Source organism: Halomonas sp. SCS19, from assembly GCF_040147015.1.
GTDB classification, from domain to species: Bacteria; Pseudomonadota; Gammaproteobacteria; order Pseudomonadales; family Halomonadaceae; genus Halomonas; species Halomonas litopenaei.
On record NZ_JAMSHN010000001.1, the window covers coordinates 2,377,240 to 2,398,059 of the forward strand.

The 20,820-nt window shown below is 64.9% G+C and carries 17 protein-coding genes; 6 read left to right on the forward strand and 11 right to left on the reverse strand.

The features are described from left to right. Positions 1 to 38: 38 nt before the first annotated feature. Both NFH97_RS10330 and NFH97_RS10335 read right to left on the reverse strand, forming a co-directional pair. A complete protein-coding gene (locus NFH97_RS10330) occupies positions 39 to 1,292 on the reverse strand; it encodes a dicarboxylate/amino acid:cation symporter (RefSeq protein WP_045992397.1) in 1,254 nt (417 codons plus the stop codon). 238 nt (positions 1,293 to 1,530) lie between these two features. Beyond that, positions 1,531 to 2,304, reverse strand: a complete 774-nt coding sequence (locus NFH97_RS10335) for a dienelactone hydrolase family protein (protein WP_349624786.1) — start codon at positions 2,302 to 2,304, stop codon at positions 1,531 to 1,533. A 251-nt stretch (positions 2,305 to 2,555) separates the two neighbouring features. Between NFH97_RS10335 and NFH97_RS10340 the strand changes: the two genes are divergently transcribed. Continuing rightward, positions 2,556 to 3,761 (forward strand): ABC transporter substrate-binding protein, encoded by a 1,206-nt coding sequence (locus tag NFH97_RS10340; protein WP_045992395.1) that lies wholly within the window; start codon positions 2,556 to 2,558, stop codon positions 3,759 to 3,761. A gap of 312 nt (positions 3,762 to 4,073) precedes the next feature. On the opposite strand, the gene NFH97_RS10345 is transcribed toward NFH97_RS10340, so the two are convergent. From NFH97_RS10345 to NFH97_RS10385, 9 genes are all read right to left on the reverse strand, one after another. Next, entirely contained in the window at positions 4,074 to 5,390 is a 1,317-nt protein-coding gene (locus tag NFH97_RS10345) for a branched-chain amino acid ABC transporter permease (protein ID WP_045992394.1), read from the reverse strand. Continuing rightward, positions 5,390 to 6,394: a branched-chain amino acid ABC transporter permease gene (locus NFH97_RS10350; protein ID WP_045992393.1), complete on the reverse strand. Its 1,005-nt coding sequence runs from the start codon at positions 6,392 to 6,394 to the stop codon at positions 5,390 to 5,392. The genes NFH97_RS10345 and NFH97_RS10350 overlap by 1 nt, the downstream gene beginning before the upstream one ends. A 28-nt stretch (positions 6,395 to 6,422) precedes the next feature. Beyond that, positions 6,423 to 7,127 (reverse strand): ABC transporter ATP-binding protein, encoded by a 705-nt coding sequence (locus tag NFH97_RS10355; protein ID WP_045992392.1) that lies wholly within the window; start codon positions 7,125 to 7,127, stop codon positions 6,423 to 6,425. Between the two features lie 108 nt (positions 7,128 to 7,235). After that, entirely contained in the window at positions 7,236 to 8,006 is a 771-nt protein-coding gene (locus NFH97_RS10360) for an ABC transporter ATP-binding protein (protein WP_045992391.1), read from the reverse strand. A gap of 89 nt (positions 8,007 to 8,095) precedes the next feature. Further along, positions 8,096 to 9,541: a sodium-dependent transporter gene (locus NFH97_RS10365; protein ID WP_349624787.1), complete on the reverse strand. Its 1,446-nt coding sequence runs from the start codon at positions 9,539 to 9,541 to the stop codon at positions 8,096 to 8,098. A 170-nt stretch (positions 9,542 to 9,711) separates the two neighbouring features. Then, the gene (locus tag NFH97_RS10370) at positions 9,712 to 10,017 is read right to left on the reverse strand and encodes a hypothetical protein (RefSeq protein WP_108132161.1); all 306 of its coding nucleotides are present in this window, start codon (positions 10,015 to 10,017) and stop codon (positions 9,712 to 9,714) included. Between the two features lie 89 nt (positions 10,018 to 10,106). Next, positions 10,107 to 11,369, reverse strand: coding sequence for a glutamate carboxypeptidase (locus tag NFH97_RS10375; RefSeq protein WP_222516393.1), 1,263 nt, complete (start codon positions 11,367 to 11,369; stop codon positions 10,107 to 10,109). Between the two features lie 304 nt (positions 11,370 to 11,673). Beyond that, the gene (gene typA / locus NFH97_RS10380; RefSeq protein WP_197037093.1) at positions 11,674 to 13,500 is read right to left on the reverse strand and encodes a translational GTPase TypA; all 1,827 of its coding nucleotides are present in this window, start codon (positions 13,498 to 13,500) and stop codon (positions 11,674 to 11,676) included. Between the two features lie 166 nt (positions 13,501 to 13,666). Further along, positions 13,667 to 14,197, reverse strand: coding sequence for a glycosyltransferase family 2 protein (locus tag NFH97_RS10385; RefSeq protein ID WP_045992387.1), 531 nt, complete (start codon positions 14,195 to 14,197; stop codon positions 13,667 to 13,669). Positions 14,198 to 14,711: 514 nt separating this feature from the next. Between NFH97_RS10385 and glnA the strand changes: the two genes are divergently transcribed. The 5 genes from glnA (at position 14,712) to NFH97_RS10410 (ending at position 20,818) form a co-directional block, all read left to right on the forward strand. Further along, on the forward strand, positions 14,712 to 16,118 hold the full coding sequence (glnA, locus tag NFH97_RS10390) for a glutamate--ammonia ligase (protein ID WP_108448684.1): 1,407 nt from the start codon (positions 14,712 to 14,714) through the stop codon (positions 16,116 to 16,118). 230 nt (positions 16,119 to 16,348) lie between these two features. After that, on the forward strand, positions 16,349 to 16,924 hold the full coding sequence (locus NFH97_RS10395; RefSeq protein WP_349624788.1) for a DUF4124 domain-containing protein: 576 nt from the start codon (positions 16,349 to 16,351) through the stop codon (positions 16,922 to 16,924). A 299-nt stretch (positions 16,925 to 17,223) separates the two neighbouring features. After that, positions 17,224 to 18,273, forward strand: coding sequence for a nitrogen regulation protein NR(II) (gene glnL, locus NFH97_RS10400; RefSeq protein WP_349624789.1), 1,050 nt, complete (start codon positions 17,224 to 17,226; stop codon positions 18,271 to 18,273). Next, complete coding sequence (gene ntrC, locus NFH97_RS10405) at positions 18,266 to 19,681, forward strand: nitrogen regulation protein NR(I) (RefSeq protein WP_045992383.1); 1,416 nt, start codon at positions 18,266 to 18,268, stop codon at positions 19,679 to 19,681. The genes glnL and ntrC overlap by 8 nt, the downstream gene beginning before the upstream one ends. A gap of 168 nt (positions 19,682 to 19,849) precedes the next feature. Next, a complete protein-coding gene (locus NFH97_RS10410; protein ID WP_052704321.1) occupies positions 19,850 to 20,818 on the forward strand; it encodes a hypothetical protein in 969 nt (322 codons plus the stop codon). Positions 20,819 to 20,820: the final 2 nt, after the last annotated feature.

Genomic DNA, 20,820 nt, shown 5'->3' on the forward strand with positions numbered 1-20,820 from the left:
CCGGGGCATCGTCGTCTGGCAGGGGCTCGGGGGGCTGGTCAGGTCTTGTTGGCGGCGTTGTAGACGTTCTCGTCGAGTTCGCCTTCGCTCTTGCCGACCAGGGTGGTGACCATCAAGTCTCCGGCCACGTTGACGCTGGTACGGGCCATGTCGAGGATGCGATCGACGCCGGCGACCACCGCCAGGGCTTCCAGCGGCAGGCCGATCTGGGCCATGACGATGGACAGCATCACCAGGCCTGCGCCCGGGACACCGGCGGTGCCGATGGAAGCCAGGGTACCGGTGACGATGATCATGCCGTAGTCGGCCAGGCTCAGGTCGACGCCGATCAACTGAGCGATGAATACCGCCACCACCCCCTGATAGATGGCGGTGCCGTCCATGTTGATGGTGGCGCCCACCGGCAGCACGAAGCCGGCGACACCCTCGGACACGCCGAGGTTCTTCGTCGCGCAGCGCAGCGAGACCGGCAGGGTGCCGGACGAGGACGCCGACGAATAGGCCACCACCAGGGCATCGAGGATGCCCTGCAGGTAGCGCACTGGATTGAGACGACCGAGCAGCGACAGCAGACCGGAGTAGACCACCAGCACGTGGACGACGCTGGCCAGGTAGGCCACGCCGATCACCTTGACCAGGGGCAGCAGCACCTCGGCGCCGTAGCTGCCGGCGACGTGGGCGATCAGACCGAACACGCCGAAGGGCGCCAGCGCCATCACCAGGCTGGTCAGCTTGACCATGGCCTCGGCGAAGCTTTCGAACACCTTGACCACCGGCTCGCCCTTCTCGCCGATCAGGGTCAGCGAGACACCGAGGCCAATGGCGAACACGATTATCTGCAGGATATTGCCGCTGGCCAGGGCGTCCACCGGGTTCTGGGGCACCAGGCCGACCACGATCTGCACCAGGCTGGGGGCTTCCTTGGCCGCGTCTGGGTTGGCCTCGAAGGTCATGTCGAGGCCAACGCCAGGCTGAAACAGCCAGGAGGCGGCCAGGCCGATGGCGATGGCGAAGGCGGTGGTGACCAGATACAGCGCGATGGTCCGCGCGCCGATGCGGCCCATCTTCTGGGGGTCACGCATGGCGGTGATACCGACCACCAGGGTAGAGAACACCAGCGGCACGATCAGCATCTTGATGGCGCTGATGAAGATGTCACCGATGGGCTTGAACACGCTGGCGCTTTCGCCCATCAGGGTGCCGACGAGGACACCCAGGGCGAGGCCGACCAGGATCTTCTGCCATAGCGGGATACGGCGCCACAGGCCGGGGGAACGATCGGGGGTGGACATGGGGAGGCTCCAGAAGGACAGGGTGGATGGCCTGCCGTGCAAGGTGGGAAGACGCGATACCCATCGATAGCCAGCAAAATGTTCTCGTTGACTGCTATCGAATGGGCGATCGGCACGATGGAGGCGGATTCTACCGAATAATCTGCCTCGGTGTTTTCATCCGTTGCACACCTTCTGGTGCTCAGAGGCCACCTGGGCGCGGCTTCCAGGTGGCCGGGCTGTTGACGACGCTAGCGGTTCAGCCCTGATCCTGCTGTTCCAGGGCGCGCCGCAGCAGCTGGTGGAAGGCCGCCCAGGAGGCCTGGTCGGCCCGAGCCTGGTAGCGATCGCTGCCGAATACCGTGAAGGCGTGGGGAGCACCGGAGTAGACCTGGATCTCGTAGGGGGCGCCAGCCGCCTCCAGTTCCTCGGACAGCGCCGCCACCTGGTCCATGCCGATGGAGGCGTCGGCACCACCGTGGGCGACCAGGATCGGTGGCGTATCGGCGGAGTAGCCCTGGCCTTCCGGTGTGTCGAGGCCGCCGTGGAAGGTAGCGAAACCACGCACACCTTCGTCGGCGTTGGCGCGGGCCATCTCCAGCACCACGGCGCCACCGAAGCAGTAGCCCATCATCACGGTGTCTTCGCCGGCGCCCTGTTCACGGGCCTGGGTCAGCCCCGCCAGGGTCAGCCGGCGCATGCGTTCACGGTCATCGTAGAGCACCGCCATCTCGGCCTTGCGCGCGTCGATCTCCTCGGGGCGGTTGCCGGCGCCGTAGAGGTCCACGGCGAAGGCGTCGTAGCCCGCCTCGGCGAGCATGTCGGCACGCTTTCTTTCATAGTCGGTGAGGCCATCCCAGTCGTGGATGATCAGCACGCTGCCCTTGGAAGAGGACGCGGCGGGGGCGAAATAGCCCTGGAAGGCTTCACCGTCCACCTGGTAGTCAACGTTTTGTCCGGCCATGGCGCCGGCGCTGGCGAGAACAGAGCCGAGACCGATCAGGGCAGGGGCGAGCAGGGCGCAACGAGACATGGTGTGCTCCTTGGCGAGTGAGGGGCGTTGGCCCTGCCAGATGGCAGGGCCTGTGCTGAGTATAGAAGCCTGGCCACAGACGCCAGTCCTGAACCCCGTCTTGTTGCATCCAGCCGGCCTAGCGTTGGCGGCGGGGACTTGAGTTTTCCCCGGCGGCCTTCCAGATTGGGGGTATGAAGATCGAGTGGGCGAGCCGCGGCTGACCGCGCTCGTCTCGGCTTCATCTCAGGACAACCAGAGCGAGACCAACAATCATGAAAAAGCGCGTACTGGCGACCGCCGTGGCTGCAACCACCCTGGCGGTCGGCTCCATGGCCCACGCAGAGGTCAAGATCGGATTTCTCGGCGGCTTCACCGGGGGGATCGAGAGCCTGACGCCGCCGATCTACGACGGCGCCCAGCTGGCGGTTGACCATATCAACAACCAGGGTGGCATCCTCGATGGCCAGGACGTGGTGATGCCGACCGGCGACACGACCTGCGGCGACGCTTCGGCGGCGTCCAACGCTGCTGACCGCATGGTCAACACCGAGCAGGTTACCGCCATCGTTGGCGCGCTGTGTACCGGTGCCACCATCGCCGCGGCCAACAACGCGGCGATTCCGGGTGGCGTGACCATGGTGTCTCCGGCCTCCACGGCGCCGGCGGTCACCGATCTCGACGACAATGACCTGGTGTTCCGCACCGTGCCCTCCGATGCCTTCCAGGGCGAGATGCTGGCCAAGTTGCTGATCGACAAGGGCATCGAGGAAGTCGCCGTCACCTACGTCAACAACGACTACGGACGCGGCCTGTCCGACGCCTTCAGCTCGGCCTTCGAGGACGGCGGCGGCAGCGTGCTGGAAAACCTCGCCCATGAGGACAACCGCGCCGACTACCGCAGCGAACTCGGCACCCTGTCGGCCACCGGCGCCCAGACCCTGGTGGTACTCGCCTACGCCGACACCTCCGGCCAGACGGTGGTGCGCCAGGCCTACGAGAGCGGCATGTTCACCCAGTACGTGGGGGCCGACGGCATGGTCGGCGACAGCCTGGTCGAGGCCATCGGCGCCGACGTGCTCGACGGCATGATCGCCACCCGTCCGGGCAGCCCGGACCTTCCCGGCACCGAGATCTTCACTGAACTTGCCAACAACGCCGACATCGACCCCACCGCCGTATTCGCCGCCCAGGCCTACGATGCGGCCTTCCTGCTGGGGCTGGCCATCCAGCAGAACGGCAGTGCCGAGCGCGAGGGTGTGTCTGAGGCGCTGCGCAGCGTGTCCTCTCCCCCCGGTGAGGTCATCCTGCCCGGTGAGTGGGAGAAGGCGGTGGAGCTGATCGCGGCGGGGACCGAGATCAACTATGAAGGCGCTTCCGGTACCCAGGACTTCGACGACAACGGCGATGTGCCTGGTGTGGTACAGGAAATGGCCGTGGAAAACGGCACTTTTACCGGCAAGGGCTTTGTTGAATAGCCGCCATGACGTAAAGTAAGGCGAGTCGTCGACGGACGACAACGCATCCGGGCGGTCGCCTCCGCCCAATGACCGCGCCAATGCTCGCAACAGAGGCGCTCAAGGAAAGCCCCCGGCCATCTGGCTGGGGGCTTTATCGTTGGTAGGGGCCTGTCATTGGCGTCGAGCTGGCGATGTCGTGCGAGATGGCCAGTGATGGGGCAAGAGGCGTGAGAGGCGGGCCCTGGCGACCCTGGGCCGCCAGGATGAGACCATCAGTGACGACGACCGGCGTCAGGCACTGTCCGCAGAAGCGGTGTCGACGGACACGCCTCAGTCATGGTGCTTGACCTTCTCCGGCAGCAGCCCTTTGGGGGCGACGCGCAGCACCACCGTGATCAACAGCCCGATGACGAATACCCTGGCCTGCAGGGCTCGGCTTTCCAGGTTGCTGGGTAGCTCCCAGCCGAAGCTGGCCTGGCCGAAGTGGGCGATCAACTCCATCACGTAGAGCGCCAGCGGCTCTGACATGATCCAGATGATGTACACCGCCACCGCGCCGAACAGGGTGCCGAGGTTGTTGCCCGGCCCACCCAGGATGACCATCACCAGCACCAGGAAGGTGTGGTTGAGCGGCAGGTAGCCGTTGGGGTCGAAGATGCTGTTGAAGCTGCCGAGTGCCGCGCCGCCGAGGCCCATCAGCACGCAGCCCAGCACGAAGATCTCGAGCCGGCGGCGATTGATGTCCTTGCCCATGGCGGCAGACGACACCTCGTTGTCGCGAATCGCCCGGATCATGCGGCCCCAGGGGGCGTTGTAGGCTCGGTTGAGCAAAAAGAAGATGCCCAGGATCATCACCGCCGTCACCGACAGATAGAGCGCCCGCGCCAGGGTAAAGCCGACCTCGCCGGGATCGGGTACCGGCCACGGCAGCGGCGACACGGTGGCGGTGCCACGGGTCAGCCAGTCGGAGTTCTTGAGAAAGGCCTTGATGATCTCGGCGATGCCCAGGGTGGCGATGGCCAGATAGTCGCTGCGAAGCCCCAGGCAGACGTGGCCGATAAAGTAGCCGATACCGCCGGCCAGCGCTCCGCCGACCACCCAGCCGACCCACACCGGCAGGCCGAACCCGCCGATGAAGCCCATCTGGCTTTCGATGGCGTCGGTGACCTCACGCAGCTCGCTGATCACCACCATGTAGACGACGAGGCCGATCACCACGGTGATCAGGGTGCGCAGCCAGGACGGCACGCCCAGGCGAGTCATGCGCGACAGCGCGAATACCAGCGCGATACCGACGGCCAGATACCCCAGTACCTTGGCCAGCTCACCGGGCAGTGGGCTATCCCAGAAGGCCGGATTGACCGGCACGCTGAAGGTCATGGCGCAGAAGCCGCCGAGGGCGACGAAGCCCATGACGCCTGCGTTGAACTGGCCGGCGTAGCCCCACTGGATGGTCAGGCCCAGGGCCAGGATGGCGTAGCAGCTGGCTTCCACCAGCATGCGTGTCGAATAGGCCGAACCCATGGCCATGTAGACCGCGCCGACGGCGACGGCGAGGACCACCAAGAGGCTGAGTTCGCGTACCGGAAAGCGGCTCTGGGGCGCGGTGTTGGCGTCGTCGCGGCGATGAAAGTTGTTGGTCGTCATCAGATCACCTTGCCCTTGAAGATGCCGGTGGGGCGCCACACCAGGATGGCGACGAGGATGAAGAAGGGCACCACGATCTTGTACTCGGTGCCGACGAAGGCCAGGTTACTGGGCAGCTCGAGCCACTCGGGCAGGCTGTCGCTGAAGGGCCGCAGCAGCACCCGCCAGTTGAACACCGCCAGGGTCTCGGCGAAGCCCACCACGAAGCCGCCGGCGATGGCGCCGAAGGGGTGGCCGACACCGCCGACGATGGCGGCGGCGAAGATCGGCAGCAGCAGGTGGAAGCTCAAGTCCGGCTTGAACGTCACGTCCATCGACAGCAGGGTGCCAGCGATGGCGGCCAGGCCACCGACGATCACCCAGGTCACGGCGACGATGGTGTTGGTGTTGATGCCCGACGCCCGGGCCAGGTCCGGGTTGTCGGACATGGCGCGCATGGCCTTGCCGAGCCGGGTGCGCGACAGAAACAGCTGCAGCCCGATCACCGCCACCAGGGTCAGCACGAACAGATAGATCTGCGGCTCGGTGATCACCACCGGCACCCGGGCGCCCTCGAAGGGCAGCGCCAGGCGGAAGATCTCCTTGCGGTCATCGACGTACAGGCTCTGGCCGCCGGTGCCCGAGAACAGCCGGATCAGGCCCTGCAGCATCAGGGTCACGCCGAGGGAGCCGATGACCATGACGATCGGCTTGACGCCGTGGGCACGCAGCGGCTTGTAGAAGGCCTTGTCGATGCCCACCGCCAGCGCCGCCGTCAGCACCATGGCCAGCGGCAGCATGACGATGGCGGTGGGCACACCGATGACGTCGCCGGCGTGGGGGAACAGCGTCGCCAGCAGCAGTACCATGAAGGCGCCGAAGGTCATCATGTCGGCGTGGGCGAAGTGGGCAAAGCGCATGATGCTGAAGACCAGCGTCACGCCCACCGCGCCGATGGCGTAGATCGACCCGGTGACGCTGCCGGCGATCAACACGTTGTTGATGAAGAACACGAATTCGTTCAAGGCGATATCTCCGCGCTAGGACTCGGCGTCAGCCGCCGAGGAAGCTCTTGGCCACGTCAGGATCGGCAAGCAGCGCCTGCCCCGTGTCGGTAAAGCGGTTCTGGCCGGCGGCCAGCACGAAGCCCTTGTCGGCGATGGCCAGGGCCTGCTTGGCGTTCTGCTCCACCATCAGGATGCCGACGCCGGCGGCGTTGACCTCCTTGACCCGGTCGAAGATCTCGTACATGTACTTGGGCGACAGCCCTGCAGTCGGCTCGTCGAGCAGCAGTAGTTCGGGCTCGGCCATCAGCGCCCGGCCCATGGCCACCATCTGGCGCTGGCCACCGGACAGCTCGCCGGCGGGCTGATGACGCTTTTCGTGAAGGGGCGGGAAGAATTCGTAGACCTTGGACAGCATGCGTTTCACGTTTCCCGGCTTGAGGAAGGCCCCCATCTCGAGGTTTTCCTTGACCGTCAGGCTGGGAAAGACGTTGTGCTCCTGGGGCACGAAGCCCATGCCCAGTTCTACCAGGCGGTTGGTGGGCAGGTTCTGGATCGGTTCACCGCGCAGCAGGATATCGCCCTGGGTCACGTTCAACTGGCCGAAGATGGCCTTGAGCATGGTCGACTTGCCGGCGCCGTTGGGGCCGACGATGACGCCGATCTGGTCGGCCTCGATGGCCATGTCCACCCCGTTGAGGATGTTCATGCCGCCATAGCCGCCGTGCACCTCGCGTGCATCGAGTAGAGGCATAGTCCTGTTCTCTGCATAAGAGCGCCTGTCGCGCCCTGGTTGTTGTTATCGCCGCGCCTGCAACGGGAGGGGCCCCCGGGTGGCGCGGTGTCTGTTGCCGGGCCGCTGTCAGGCCGCGCCGGCGCCGAAATAGGCTTCGATGACCTCGGGGTTGTTCTGGATCTCCTCGATGGAGCCCTCGACCATCACCGAGCCCTGGGCCAGCACGATCACCGGATCGCACAGCCTGGCGATCATGTCCATGTCGTGCTCGATGACCAGGAAGGTGTAGCCGAACTCGCGGTTCATCCGTTCGATATTGCCGATCAGGTCTCCCAGCAGGGTGCGGTTGACCCCGGCGGCGATCTCGTCGAGCAGCACCACCCGAGCGTCGGTCATCATGGTGCGGCCGAGCTCCAGAAGCTTCTTCTGGCCACCGGAGAGGTTGCCTGCCAGCTCGTTGCGCACATGATTGAGGCCGATGAACTCGATCACCTCCTGGGCCCGGCGCTTGACCTCGGCCTCCTGTGCTCGTACCGCCTTCGGCGCGAACCAGGCCTTGGCCAGGGACTCGCCGGGCTGGTCCGGGGGCACCATCATCAGGTTTTCCAGGGCGGTGAGCTGGGAGAACTCGTGGGCGATCTGGAAGGTGCGCAACAGGCCCTTGTGAAACAGCTCGTTGGCCGGACGATTGGTGATGTCCTCGCCGTCCAGCAGGATCTGCCCGGAATCCAGCGGCAGGGCGCCTGCGATGATGTTGAACAGGGTCGACTTGCCCGCACCGTTGGGGCCGATCAGACCGGTGACGGAGCCTTCCTCGACCTGAATCGAACAGTCGTTGATGACGTGAAGGCCGCCGAAGGCCTTGTTGACGTGTCGTACATCGATGATGGCTGACATCTTGGGTCCCGCCGTGTTGTCTATTGTCGTTGTTGCGTTGGTGTTGTTGGTGTCGTTGCGGTCTTGATTGTCGGGCTTCCCGACGTCCCTCAGCCGCTGGCGGCGTGCTGCTCGGCCATCAGCCGGTAGGCGGCGAAGGCACCTACCAGTACGCAGGCACCGATGGTCGGCAGCCAGTAGCCCTGGACATAGGGCAGGGCACGCAGAAAGACGAAGGCGACCCCGGTCGGCGCGATGAAGCGCACCAGAAAACGCCACAGCCTGAGCCAGCTGGAGCGGGTGTGCATTTCCTTCATCGATTCGGACTGGGTCAGCGACCAGCCGGCGAACAGCGCCACCAGCAGGCCGCACAGGGGCAGTGAGATGTGGGTCACCAGTTCCAGCACGGCGAAGGCGCTGCGACCGAACACGTCATGCACGGGGCTGGCCTCGGCCCAGACGTTGAAACTCGCCACCGTGGCGAGCCCCAGCCCCCAGGCCAGCACCGACACCAGGGCTACCGCCAGTACGCGACTGAGGTCGAAGCGCTCGACCAGATAGGCCGCGACCGGCTCGATCAGCGAGATCGCCGAGCTGATCGCGGCCCCCAGTACCAGTACGAAGAAGATGGCGCCGACCAGCGAGCCGGAAGGCATCACCGAGAATGCCAGCGGCAGTGACACGAACATCAGTCCCGGCCCTTCGTCGGCGGCAAGTCCCGCACCGAACACCAGGGCGAAGATCGCCAGCCCCGCGATTACCGCCACCAGTGTGTCGATCAGGGCGATGGCGAAGGCGGTCAGGGTCAGCGAGGTCTCGCTGGGCATGTAGGCGCCATAGGCCATGATCGCGCCCATCCCCAGACTCAGCGTGAAGAACGACTGCCCCATCGCCTCGAGCCAGCCTTCCAGGCTCAACTCGGACAGCGAGAAGGACAGCATGAAGCGACTGGCTGCCGCCATGTCGCCGCTGTTCGCGGCGTAGAACAGCACCACCAGCAGAATGACCAGCAGGGTCGGCATCAGGATGCGCAGGGCGCTCTCCAGCCCACGATGGACACCCCGGGCGACGATGTAGGCGCAGATGGCGAGAAACAGCGTGTGGTAGAGCGTCAGCTTCAGCGGCGAGGCGATCAGGTTGGCAAAGTTGTCGGCCAGCATGGCGGCGTCGGCGTCGCGCAGTGACCCGGTCAGCATCTCGCCAAGATAGTGCAGCGCCCAGCCGCTGATCACCGAGTAGAAGCTCAGGATCAGCAGCGCGGACAGGCCACCGAGCCAGCCGATGGTCTCCCAGGCGCGGGAGGTGCGATGACAACGGGTGAGAAAGCGCATGCCCATGATCGGGCAGCGCCGGCTGTTGCGCCCAAGCATGATCTCGGCGATCAGGATCGGGATGCCGACGGCAAAGACGCACAGCACGTAGACCAGCAGAAAGGCGCCACCACCGTGCTCGCCGGCCAGGTAGGGAAAGCGCCAGAGGTTACCCAGGCCCACCGCCGAGCCGACGGCGGCCAGCAGGAAGGTGCCTTTGTGGGTCCAGATGTTATCGCTGCTCATGGGGCTTCCGTCGACATGTCGGCGTCGCGACGCGGTAATGGCTGACCGGGCCGAGGCCCGGTCTGACATGTCAACTTTGCGATACAACCATGGCGCCTGACTAGGGGCGATGCGTTTAGCAGGCGTTGGCGGGACGGGTTTCCGTCACTGGCGGGTTCTGGAACTCGTCGTCAGCTGCTGGTATGGGGAGCCAGGGCGCGGTGATCGTCGCCAAGACGCACGGTATCGCCGATCGACAGGTCGCCGATATTCTTGGTGCGCTCGCCTGTGCGCACGGAGATCAGGGCGACCACGTCGCCGATGCTGGCGGTGTCGTCGTCGACCCTGGCTTCCACCCTGACCCTGACCGAATAGCCATGGTAGCGGCCGGCGATGATACTGCCGACGTGGGCGGTGGGGTATTCGTCGGGCTTGTCGGCGAAGTAGCGCTGAACGCTGTCAGCGCCGGGATCATCCCATTCGACGTGCTTGTGCATTCGCGTATCTCCTTGTTCGCGAAGGATGACGGTGCCCCATTAGCATAGACCGCAACTAGGGCGGTCGCCGTCTTCACCCCTAACGGTTATCAGTCTGCATCAATTGTGGCAGCGCTCGGCCCGGAAAGTTCCTGGATCAGACGGGTGGTGAGATACAGTCGCGGCACAATGCTGTCGAGCTCGATGAATTCCTCGTCGCTGTGGTAGCGCCCCCCGACCAGACCGAGGGACTCCAGCACCGCGGGTTGGCCGGTTTCGGGGTCGTAGGCGTAGCCCGCATCGGTGCCCCCACCGATCTCGGCCAGGGCGAGCGTCTGGTCGAGTTCCTGGCGGTAGATAGACTGGGCGAGGGCCGCCAGTTGCTCGGTGGCCGGATTCGGCGGCAGCGGCGGGCGCCCGCGCTCGAGCCGAAACGCTACCTCGGTGTCCGTGACTCGCTGCTCGGCAATAATCGACTGGGCTTCGGCCATGACGCGCTCGTACTCGGTATGATCGAAGTAGCGCATGTCCCCTTCGGCCCTGGCCGAGTCCGGGATGATATTGCGCTTGGTGCCACCCTCGACAATGGTCCAGTTGAGGGTGGTGCCCTTGTCGCTGTCGCCAAGGTCATCGAGCTGGAGCAACTGGTGGGCCAGCTCCATCACCGCATTGCGGCCTTCCTCGGGGGCGCCGCCGGCGTGGGACGCACGTCCCTCGACCTCGAGAAAGGCGTAGTTGATGCCCTTGGTCACGGTGGTGACCGCTGACTCGCCGGGCTTGCCCAGGGTGGGCTCGAAGGACAGGACCGCGTCCTGTTCGCTGGCCAGTTCGGCGATCAGCTCACGGGATCCAAAGGAGCCTTTTTCCTCGTCGGGGTTGAACACCACGGTCAAAGTTCCCCAGGGCGAGAGCCCGAGGTCAGCGAGCAGGCCCAGGCTATGCAGGATGACCGCGATGCCGCCCTTGGCATCGCCGACGCCGGGGCCATAGGCCCTGGAGGCGTCGCTGGAAAAGGGGCGCTTTGCCACAGTGCCTGAGGAAAAGACGGTGTCGTAGTGGATCATCAGCATGAGATCGGCGTCGCCGCTGCCCTGGTGTCGAGCCACCAGCGTGTTGCCGCCGAAGGCCTCGGCCGGGTGCTGTTCGACCTCGAAGCCGAGTTCGACGAGACGTTCCTGCAATAGCGCCTCGACGCGAGCGAGGTCGTCGACATCGCCGGTACCGGAGTCGAGATTGACCAGCGACTCCAGGGTCTCGAGAAAGGCCGAGCGCTCCTGCTCGGCATTGGCGAGCAGGGTGTCATCGGTGGATGGCGAGGCCAGGGCAAATGCTGGCAGCAGGGACAGTAAGGCGATGAAGCGTCGGGCGGCCATGGTGAGCCTCCTTGCTGGGTGGTCACCAAAGGATAGTTCAGTCCGGCCAGGGTGCCGTCCTCACCCCAAATACTGATGTCTCCACTTGCAGACGACACTGGCCGCCATCGGGCGCCGGGCATCGATATTGTCTATATGAGCATTGCCGCAAAACGATGATGCCCGCCATGAACAGCCGGGCATCGATATTGTCTATTCCGCAAAACGACGATGCCCGTCATGAAGAGCCGGGCATCGCTAGAGAGGCCGAAAACAACGATGCCCGCCAGGAGGCGGGCATCGATGAAGCGAGAAAACGCAGCGCTTACTTCTTGGTGGCGCGCTTGCGCTCGTTCTCGGTCAGGAACTTCTTGCGCAGACGGATATGGTTCGGGGTGATCTCGACCAGCTCGTCGTCATCGAGGAACTCGATGGCCTGTTCCAGAGTGAAGCGCACCGGCGGGGTCAGCACGATGTTCTCGTCGTTGCCGGAGGCGCGCATGTTGTCGAGCTTCTTGCCCTTGGTGGGATTGACCACCATGTCGTTGGCGCGGTTGTTGATGCCGACCAGCATGCCTTCGTAGACCTCGGTGCCGTGGTCGATGATCAGCTTGCCGCGCTCCTGCAGGGCGTACAGGGCGTAGGCCAGGGCCTTGCCCGGAACCATCGACACCAGCACGCCGTTGCGACGCTCGATGGAGGCGTCGGGCTTGAGCGGGCCGTAGTGGTCGAAGCGGCTGGTCAGGATTCCGGTACCAGAGGTCAGGGTCAGGAACTGACCACGGAAGCCGATCAGGCCGCGCGCCGGGATGATGAAGTCCAGGCGGACCCGGCCCTTGCCGTCCGGGTTCATGTTCTTGAGCTCGCCCTTGCGGTAGCCGAGCTCTTCCATGATGGCGCCCTGGTGCTGCTCTTCGCAGTCGATGATGACTTCTTCGTAGGGCTCCTGCTTCTCACCGTCGATCTCGCGGATGATGACCTCGGGACGACCCACGGCCAGCTCGAAGCCTTCACGACGCATGCTCTCGATCAGCACCGACAGGTGCAGCTCGCCGCGGCCGGAGACGATGAACTTCTCCGGGGACTCGCCCTGCTCGACACGCAGCGCCACGTTGTGGATCAGCTCCTGGTCGAGACGATCGCGAATGTTGCGGCTGGTGACGAACTTGCCGTCCTTGCCGGCAAACGGAGAGTCGTTGACCTGGAAGGTCATGGACACGGTGGGCTCGTCGACGGTCAGTGCCGGCAGTGCCTCGACGGCGGCCGGATCACAGATGGTGTCGGAGATCGCCAGGTCGTCGATGCCGGTGATGCAGACGATGTCCCCGGCGGTGGCCTGCTCGGTCTGTACCCGCTCGAGACCCAGGTGGGTCATGACCTGGCCGACCTTGCCCTTGCGGGTCTGGCCTTCCTTGTTGATGACCACCACCTGCTGGTTGGGCGAGATGGCGCCGCGGGTGATGCGGCCAAGGCCAATGACGCCGACGTAGCTGGAGTAGTCGAGTGCCGAGATCTGCATCTGCAGCGGGCCGTCGAGTTCCACCTTGGGCGGCTCGACGATGTCGACGATGGACTGGAACATCGGCGTCATGTCGTCGGACAGCTGGTCAGGCTCGGGACCGGCGATGCCGTTGAGGGCGGAGCAGTAGATGATCGGAAAGTCGAGCTGCTCGTCGCTGGCGCCGAGGTTATCGAACAGGTCGAAGATCTGGTCGATGACCCAGTCCGGGCGTGCGCCGGGGCGATCGATCTTGTTGACCACCACGATCGGCTTGAGGCCCTGATCGAAGGCCTTCTGGGTGACGAAGCGGGTCTGCGGCATGGGGCCGTCGACGGCGTCGACCAGCAGCAGTACCGAGTCCACCATCGACATCACGCGCTCGACCTCGCCGCCGAAGTCGGCGTGTCCAGGGGTGTCGACGATGTTGATGTGGTAGTCCTGTCCCTCGGGGGAATTCCAGCGGATCGCCGTGTTCTTCGCCAGGATGGTGATACCGCGTTCCTTCTCCTGGTCATTGGAGTCCATGATGCGCTCCTGACCCTCGGCCTTGCGGTCCAGAGTGCCAGACTGACTCAACAGCTTGTCGACCAGGGTGGTTTTGCCGTGGTCGACGTGAGCGATGATGGCGATGTTGCGAAGATTCTCGATCACGACGGGATCCTGCTGGAAAAAGTGGGGCAGCATTATAGGGCCTGGGCGATGACAACGACCAGCCTTGTTGGCGCCAATCTCGGCATCGATCCTCAAGATGCTGAACTATCAAGCACCTGCGAAGCGAAAAAAGTAGGCGAAATCGACAGAAAGGACGATCTGACGCTCAGGCGCGCTGCACGACCATCTTGGCGCGACAGGCCTTGAGGCGAGTGGCGAGGTCCTCTACCGCGCTCAAGTCCAGCGACGGGTCGAAGCCTCCCAGTCGATCGAACCAGGTACGTTCGACGCCCAGGGCCCGGGTCGGAGTACGTCGCAGCAGGCTGAGCAGCGATAGCGGACAGGGGCGAGCAGGACGCACCACCGGGCGCGAATCATCGCAGGCGGCTGCCATCATTCGCTCGACCCAGTGGGTGTCCAGAGGGCCGAGGCAGAAGCCGAGCATGCGTCCATTGCTGTGGGAGGCGGCCAGGTTGAGGCGCCGCCCCATGGGCGCGGGCCGGCTGCGCACCTGGCGATAGCCGACGACGGCGTGTTCGCCCGGTTCGCCCAGTAGTGGTGGCGCCATATCGCCATCGTCGATGACGAGGATCTCGCCTCTTCCCTGGAAGAGGGCGACCTGCTGGCGTGCTTCCGCGAGCCGGCGAGGCAGTTCCTTGCCGGTAAGTCGGACATCTATGATCAAGCTGATTTTCACGACGACACTCCGAGGAGGGTGACGCCGGCCGGCAGGAGAGGCGGTCGGAGTCGAACGTAATAAAGTGTATCTTTGCGTTGCGAAAGGTTCCAGCGCCCACTGACACCTCACGATCGGCCCGGCAGAGTTTATAGATCCTGTCACAAAGGTCCAAAGTGGTGCATCGCAGCCTTTGTTGCACTATTTCGGTGCATTAGGCGGCGACTCCTGTAGACGGTGGGCCTTTGTGCCCTAAGCTGGCGCAAAGGGTCTGTTTGGATAAAAAAGATTTGAAACAATGGGTTGAGATTTTTTTGGTCGATGCTGGTGCAATGCTGGCACGCAATCTGCATTGTGGTTGGCAGTGTCATCGTGTCGCGCACGTTGCCATGGGCAGTGTCCCGGGAGCGTGCTACAAAGGATCCCGGTACCCCTTTTGTTCCCTGGATCATCCCCCGTTTCAAACCGGTGACATGGGATTGGCGCCGTTGCGCAACGCTCGAGTCACGAGACAAGTTCCACTCTGGAGGACCACATGTCAGACAAGACCCTCGCCCTGATCAACGAACATGATGTGAAGTGGGTTGACCTGCGCTTCACCGATACCCGCGGTAAAGAGCAGCACGTCACCATTCCGGCCGCCGAGGTCGACGAAGAGTTCTTCGAGAATGGCCAGATGTTCGATGGTTCCTCCATCAACGGCTGGAAGGGCATCAACGAGTCCGACATGATCCTGCGTCCGGAGGACGGCACCGGCTTCCTCGACCCCTTCACCGAAGACGCGACCCTGATCCTGCGTTGCGACATCATCGAGCCGGCCACCATGCAGGGCTACGAGCGTGATCCGCGCTCCATCGCCAAGCGCGCCGAGGCATACCTGCAGTCCTCTGGCCTGGGCGATACCGCCTTCTTCGGCCCCGAGCCCGAGTTCTTCATCTTCGACGAGGTGCACTGGAAGGCCGATATCGAAGGCGCCATGTACAAGATCAGCTCCGAAGAGGGTGCCTGGTCCACCGACCGCGCCGTCGAAGGTGGCAACCTCGGTCACCGTCCGCGGGTCAAGGGCGGCTACTTCCCGGTTCCGCCGGTGGACAGCTTCCATGACATGCGCGGTGCCATGTGCAACACCCTCGAGGCCATCGGTCAGAAGGTCGAGGTGCACCACCACGAGGTGTCCAACGCCGGCCAGAACGAGATCGGTGTTGCCTTCAACACCCTGGTCAAGAAGGCCGACGAAGTTCAGGAAATGAAGTACGTGATCCACAATGTGGCTCACGCCTACGGCAAGACCGCCACCTTCATGCCCAAGCCGCTGGTCGGCGACAACGGCAGCGGCATGCACGTCCACCAGTCTTTCTGGAAGGACGGCCAGAACCAGTTTGCCGGTGACGAGTACGCCGGTCTGTCTGAAATGGCGCTTTACTACATCGGCGGTATCATCAAGCACGCCCGCGCCCTGAACGCCTTCACCAACGCTTCTACCAACTCCTACAAGCGTCTGGTGCCGGGCTTCGAAGCGCCGGTCATGCTGGCCTACAGCGCCCGTAACCGTTCTGCTTCCATCCGTATCCCGTACACCGCAAGCCCGAAGGGCAAGCGTGTCGAGGCGCGTTTCCCCGACCCGACCGCCAACCCCTACCTGTGCTTCGCGGCGATGCTGATGGCCGGTATCGACGGCATCAAGAACAAGATCCACCCCGGCGACGCCATGGACAAGAACCTCTATGACCTGCCGCCGGAAGAAGGCAAGGCCATCCCGACCGTGGCCGAGAGCCTCGACCAGGCGCTGGCAGCCCTCGACGAGGACCGCAGCTTCCTGACCGAAGGTGGCGTCTTCACCGACGACATGATCGACGCTTACATCGAGCTCAAGAACGAGGACGTCGAGCGCCTGCGCATGGCGACCCACCCGATCGAGTTCGACATGTACTACAGCTGCTGATCGGCATAACGCCTCGTGCGTTCCGTCGGCCCCGCGATGATCGCGGGGCCGATTTTTTTTGCGCGGGCCTTGCGCCTGGGCAAGGGATTCCCTTGGCTCGGGTCGTGGCTGACGTCATCCTCGTCAGGGGAAGGTCGGCGAGGGCAATCACGATGATGCAGCGGTGGACGCGCAGGGCAGGCCGGGAGAGGGGCGAGAGCGCTCCCTCGTCGCCGTGTCGACCGTCACTGATGGCCATTGCCTTGCTGGCAGCGTCCGGGCTGGCGTTGCCGGTGGCAGAAACCGTGCCGGCGAGCACCATCTATCGCAGTGTCGGTCCCGACGGCGTCGTGCGCTACAGCGATACGCCCTCGGTCGGCGCCCGCGCGCTGGCACCGCCGCCGTTGTCCAGCGCCCCTGCGCTGGATGTGGCGGCGCCCACCAGGCCGACGGCGCCTTCAGTACCAGGCCCGGATAGCGACGCCGATATCTTCCAGCCCCACGATGTCCTGGCCATCGCCTCTCCGGCGGATGGCAGCGTGTTGCCCACGGGGGCCGGGGGAAGATTGAAGGTGCTGGCCGCGATCAGCCCGCCTCCGGCGACGGGGGATCGCCTCGGCCTGGAGGTCGACGGTGTGCTCGCCACCAGCGTCACCGGCATCGGCCCACTGTGGCTCACCAATCTGGAGCGTGGCGAGCATCGCCTGGGCCTGGTGGTGCTGGCCCCGTCGGGAGAGGTGCGTCAACGCAGTGCCGATATCGTCATTCACGTACAGCGCGCCAGCCGCCTGCTTCCCGCCAACCCCCTTCGTCCTGCGCCGCCTTGACCCGCGATCTGCGGGCCTTGTGCGGACAGTGATCCAGGCGAGACTGCCCTGCACCAGGTTGGTGCACTAAAATGGTGCGTAGGTGCGCCGACGGTGACCCGCCTCCTCGACAAAAGCACCGTCCTGGCGCCTGTGCGGCGGGAGTGTGCCACTGGCACCAAGGCTGGCCCGCTTCTTGCTTTGAATGTTGTTGTCTGACGCCTGCTCGAGGCCGAGACCTGGACCGCCACCATGGAATGCCGGCTTGGCGCCGTGGCGGCCTCTATCGAGCGGGCGCTTTGCCCCATCAGGATGGACCCATGACGCCTGGCATCATCGAACACCTCACAACTGCGGTCATGCTGCTCGACGGCGAGCTGCGACCGACCTGGATGAACCCGGCGGCGGAGACCCTGCTGGCGGTCAGCGCCAGTCGGGTTGCCGGCGTGGCGCTGAGCGACTGGCTCAGCGGCGAGGATGATATCGCCGAGGTGCTGATACGTGCCCGGGATGGACAGCATCCCTATACCCAGCGGGAGGCGCGGCTGGTCCTCGCCGGTGGAGAACCCCTGACGGTGGACTACACCGTGACGCCGCTGTCGCCTGATGAGCTGCTGCTGGAGATGGAGCCACGGGATCGGCTGTTGCGAATCTCCCGCGAGGAAGCGCTGCAGTCGCGCCAGGAAACCATGAAGGTGCTGGCGCGGGGGCTGGCCCACGAGGTCAAGAACCCCCTGGGGGGGATTCGTGGTGCAGCGCAATTACTTGAGCGTGACCTGGAGCAGACGCCGGCGCTCAAGGAGTACACCCGGATCATCATCGAAGAGGTGGATCGGCTCCGGGATCTGGTCGATTCCATGCTCGGGCCCAACCGGGTGAGTCGGCGAGAGCCGCTGAACATCCACCGGGTGCTGGAGCGGGTACGCGCGCTGCTCTTGGTCGAGCAGCCGCGGGTGAGCATCGAGCGCGACTATGATCCCAGCCTGCCGGAGTTGACCGGCGATGAAGCCCAGTTGATCCAGGCGGTGCTCAATGTGGCCCGCAACGCCGTCCAGGCGCTGGTCGAGTCCGAGACGCCGAACCCGGTGATGACCCTGAGGACCCGCGCGCGCCGCCAGTTCACCCTGGGCGCCCAGCGCCATCGTCTGGTCTGCGACGTCAGCGTGATCGACAACGGCCCGGGCGTCCCCGAGACGCTGCGCGAGACCCTGTTCTATCCGATGGTGTCCGGTCGTGCCGAGGGCAGCGGCCTGGGGCTGTCGATCGCCCAGTCGGTGCTGCACCAGCACGAAGGGCTGATCGAATGCGAGTCCGAGCCTGGACGCACCGAATTCCGTCTGTTGATTCCCCTGGAGATGAGTCATGACTGATACCGCTCGTGTAATGATCGTCGACGACGACCGGGCCATACGCTGGGTGCTCGAGCGCGCCCTGGCGCAGCCGGACCTTGAGGTCGAGGCGGTCGAGCGGGCCGACGGTATCCTCGATCGACTGCTGGCCGAGCCGCCGGACGTGCTGGTCACCGATATCCGCATGCCAGGTATCGACGGACTCGATCTGATGGCCAAGGTGCGCCAGGTGCACCCGGACCTGCCGGTCATCGTGATGACCGCCCATTCCGACCTGGACAGTGCGGTGGCTTCCTATCAGGGCGGGGCCTTCGAGTACCTGCCCAAGCCGTTCGACGTGGACGAGGCGCTGGCCCTGGTGCGACGCGCGGTGGCCCACGTGCGCGAGCGCCAGCGGCCGGTCAGCGTGCCCGAAGGACTCGACGCCGAGATCATCGGTGAGGCGCCGGCGATGCAGGAGGTATTCCGGGCCATCGGGCGCCTGGCGCACTCGCATATCACGGTGTTGATCAACGGCGAGTCCGGGACCGGCAAGGAGCGCGTGGCGCGTGCGCTTCATCAGCACAGTCCCCGCGCCGCCAATCCCTTTATTGCCCTCAATATGGCGGCGATCCCCCGGGATCTGATCGAGTCGGAGCTGTTTGGCCACGAGAAGGGCGCCTTTACCGGTGCCAGCGCCAGTCGTCAGGGGCGCTTCGAGCAGGCCAACGGCGGCACCCTGTTCCTCGACGAGATCGGTGACATGCCGTCGGAGACCCAGACCCGGCTGTTGCGGGTGCTGGCCGACGGCGAGTTCTATCGGGTCGGTGGTCATACGCCGGTCAAGGTGGACGTGCGCATCATCGCCGCGACCCACCAGGACCTCGAGACGCTGGTCGCCGATGGCCGCTTTCGTGAGGACCTGTTCCACCGCCTCAACGTCATCCGCGTGCACCTGCCAAGGCTGTCCCAGCGGCGCGAGGATATTCCCCGGCTGGCGCGGCACTTCCTGGTCGAGGCGGCCAAGGAGCTGTCCACCGACGTCAAGGTGCTGACCCGCGAAGCCGAGGAGTTCCTGACCCGGGTGGACTGGCCCGGCAACGTGCGTCAGCTCGAGAACACCTGTCGCTGGCTGACGGTGATGGCCTCCGGGCGCGAGATCCTGGTCGAGGACCTGCCGCCGGAGCTGCGCGGCGGCGATGACAGCGCCGCAGGCGGGGACTGGCGTGAAGCCTTCCGCGCCTGGGCCGACAGCGCCCTGGCCTCCGGCCACACCCACCTGCTCGAGGAGGCGGTGCCGGACTTCGAGCGCATCCTTATCGAGACCGCGCTCAAGCACACCGCCGGGCGCAAGGGTGAGGCTGCCGAGCTGCTGGGCTGGGGGCGCAATACCTTGACCCGCAAGCTGAAGGTGCTGCTGCCGTCGCTGGCGGAAGACCAGGAGGTCTGAGCGGGCCAGGGCGGCGAGTCCGGGGGGCACCGGTTTAACCAGCCTGCCCGGACCGGCCTACCCCAAGGGGCATATCATCAGCCTGTTATCGGTGGCCTAGAGTGGTGGCGACGTTGCACCGCTACTCTCGGCGTCGGGGGTAGCGTCACGATTCTGAGGCCTACCCCCATGAACCTTTCACGCTCTCGTCGGCTTGGCCTGGTGGCCATGTCGCTGGTTTTCATCTCGAGCCTCTCGCTTGCCCAGGAGCGGTCCTCGCCACGCACCGTACCGGCCAACAGCGAGCCCGCTGCCAGCAGCGAGGATCTTGCTGCCATCGCCAAGGAAACCACCAACCCGGTGGGTTCGGCCTGGATGCTGTGGATGCAGAACGACTATACCCACCTGGACGGCGACGACTTCGACGGTCGCTGGTCCAATTCCTTCAAGTTCCAGCCGGTCATGTCCTTCCCCTTCGAGATGGCAGACGACAACTGGAACCTGGTGGTGCGCCCGGTGTTCCAGTACAACTCGAGCCCGATGGACGAGAGCTTCGGTACCCTGGCCCGGGGTGGCAGCCCGCTGGACATCGATCCCGACGAGTGGAGCCGCAATGCCCCCCATCGCGGGCGTACCGAGGGCCTGGGTGATACCGCCCTGGTGACCCTGGCCGGTCCGGCCCGCGCCGACGGTGTCATCTGGGGCCTGGGGCTGACCCAGATCTTCCCCACCGCCGAGCATGATGTGCTGGGCCAGGGCAAGTTCCAGGCCGGCCCGGCGGCCCTGATCGCGCGCCTGGCGCCCAATCCCGGCGGCTGGAACATGGGCCTGCTGGCTCAGCACTGGTGGTCCTACGCCGGAGAAGATGACCGCGAGCACACCAGCCAGACCGATCTGCAGTACTTCCTCAACTACCGGCTCAGCGGCACCGAGCTGGTGGGCATGACGCCCAACGTGCGCATCAACTGGGAGGCCGACAGCGGCGAGAAGGTCAACTTCCCGATCGGCCTGGGCTATTCCAACGTGGTCCGCATGGGCAGCACCCCGGTGCGCCTGGCCGCCGAGATCCAGCACAGCGTGATCCGCGGTGATGAGTGGGATGCGGACTGGAACTTCCGCTTGATGTTCATCCCGGTGGTCAAGAACCCGTTCATGTAAAG

What these genes read in the sequence shown, in the direction of transcription:
- NFH97_RS10365 (WP_349624787.1), bottom strand. Translation starts at nt 9,541, where the DNA reads ATGAGCAGCGATAACATCTGGACCCACAAAGGCACCTTCCTGCTGGCC.
- NFH97_RS10345 (WP_045992394.1), bottom strand. Translation starts at nt 5,390, where the DNA reads ATGACGACCAACAACTTTCATCGCCGCGACGACGCCAACACCGCGCCC.
- glnL (WP_349624789.1), top strand. Translation starts at nt 17,224, where the DNA reads ATGACGCCTGGCATCATCGAACACCTCACAACTGCGGTCATGCTGCTC.
- NFH97_RS10375 (WP_222516393.1), bottom strand. Translation starts at nt 11,369, where the DNA reads ATGGCCGCCCGACGCTTCATCGCCTTACTGTCCCTGCTGCCAGCATTT.
- NFH97_RS10330 (WP_045992397.1), bottom strand. Translation starts at nt 1,292, where the DNA reads ATGTCCACCCCCGATCGTTCCCCCGGCCTGTGGCGCCGTATCCCGCTA.
- glnA (WP_108448684.1), top strand. Translation starts at nt 14,712, where the DNA reads ATGTCAGACAAGACCCTCGCCCTGATCAACGAACATGATGTGAAGTGG.
- ntrC (WP_045992383.1), top strand. Translation starts at nt 18,266, where the DNA reads ATGACTGATACCGCTCGTGTAATGATCGTCGACGACGACCGGGCCATA.
- NFH97_RS10395 (WP_349624788.1), top strand. Translation starts at nt 16,349, where the DNA reads ATGGCCATTGCCTTGCTGGCAGCGTCCGGGCTGGCGTTGCCGGTGGCA.
- NFH97_RS10370 (WP_108132161.1), bottom strand. Translation starts at nt 10,017, where the DNA reads ATGCACAAGCACGTCGAATGGGATGATCCCGGCGCTGACAGCGTTCAG.
- NFH97_RS10410 (WP_052704321.1), top strand. Translation starts at nt 19,850, where the DNA reads ATGAACCTTTCACGCTCTCGTCGGCTTGGCCTGGTGGCCATGTCGCTG.
- NFH97_RS10355 (WP_045992392.1), bottom strand. Translation starts at nt 7,127, where the DNA reads ATGCCTCTACTCGATGCACGCGAGGTGCACGGCGGCTATGGCGGCATG.
- NFH97_RS10335 (WP_349624786.1), bottom strand. Translation starts at nt 2,304, where the DNA reads ATGTCTCGTTGCGCCCTGCTCGCCCCTGCCCTGATCGGTCTCGGCTCT.
- NFH97_RS10360 (WP_045992391.1), bottom strand. Translation starts at nt 8,006, where the DNA reads ATGTCAGCCATCATCGATGTACGACACGTCAACAAGGCCTTCGGCGGC.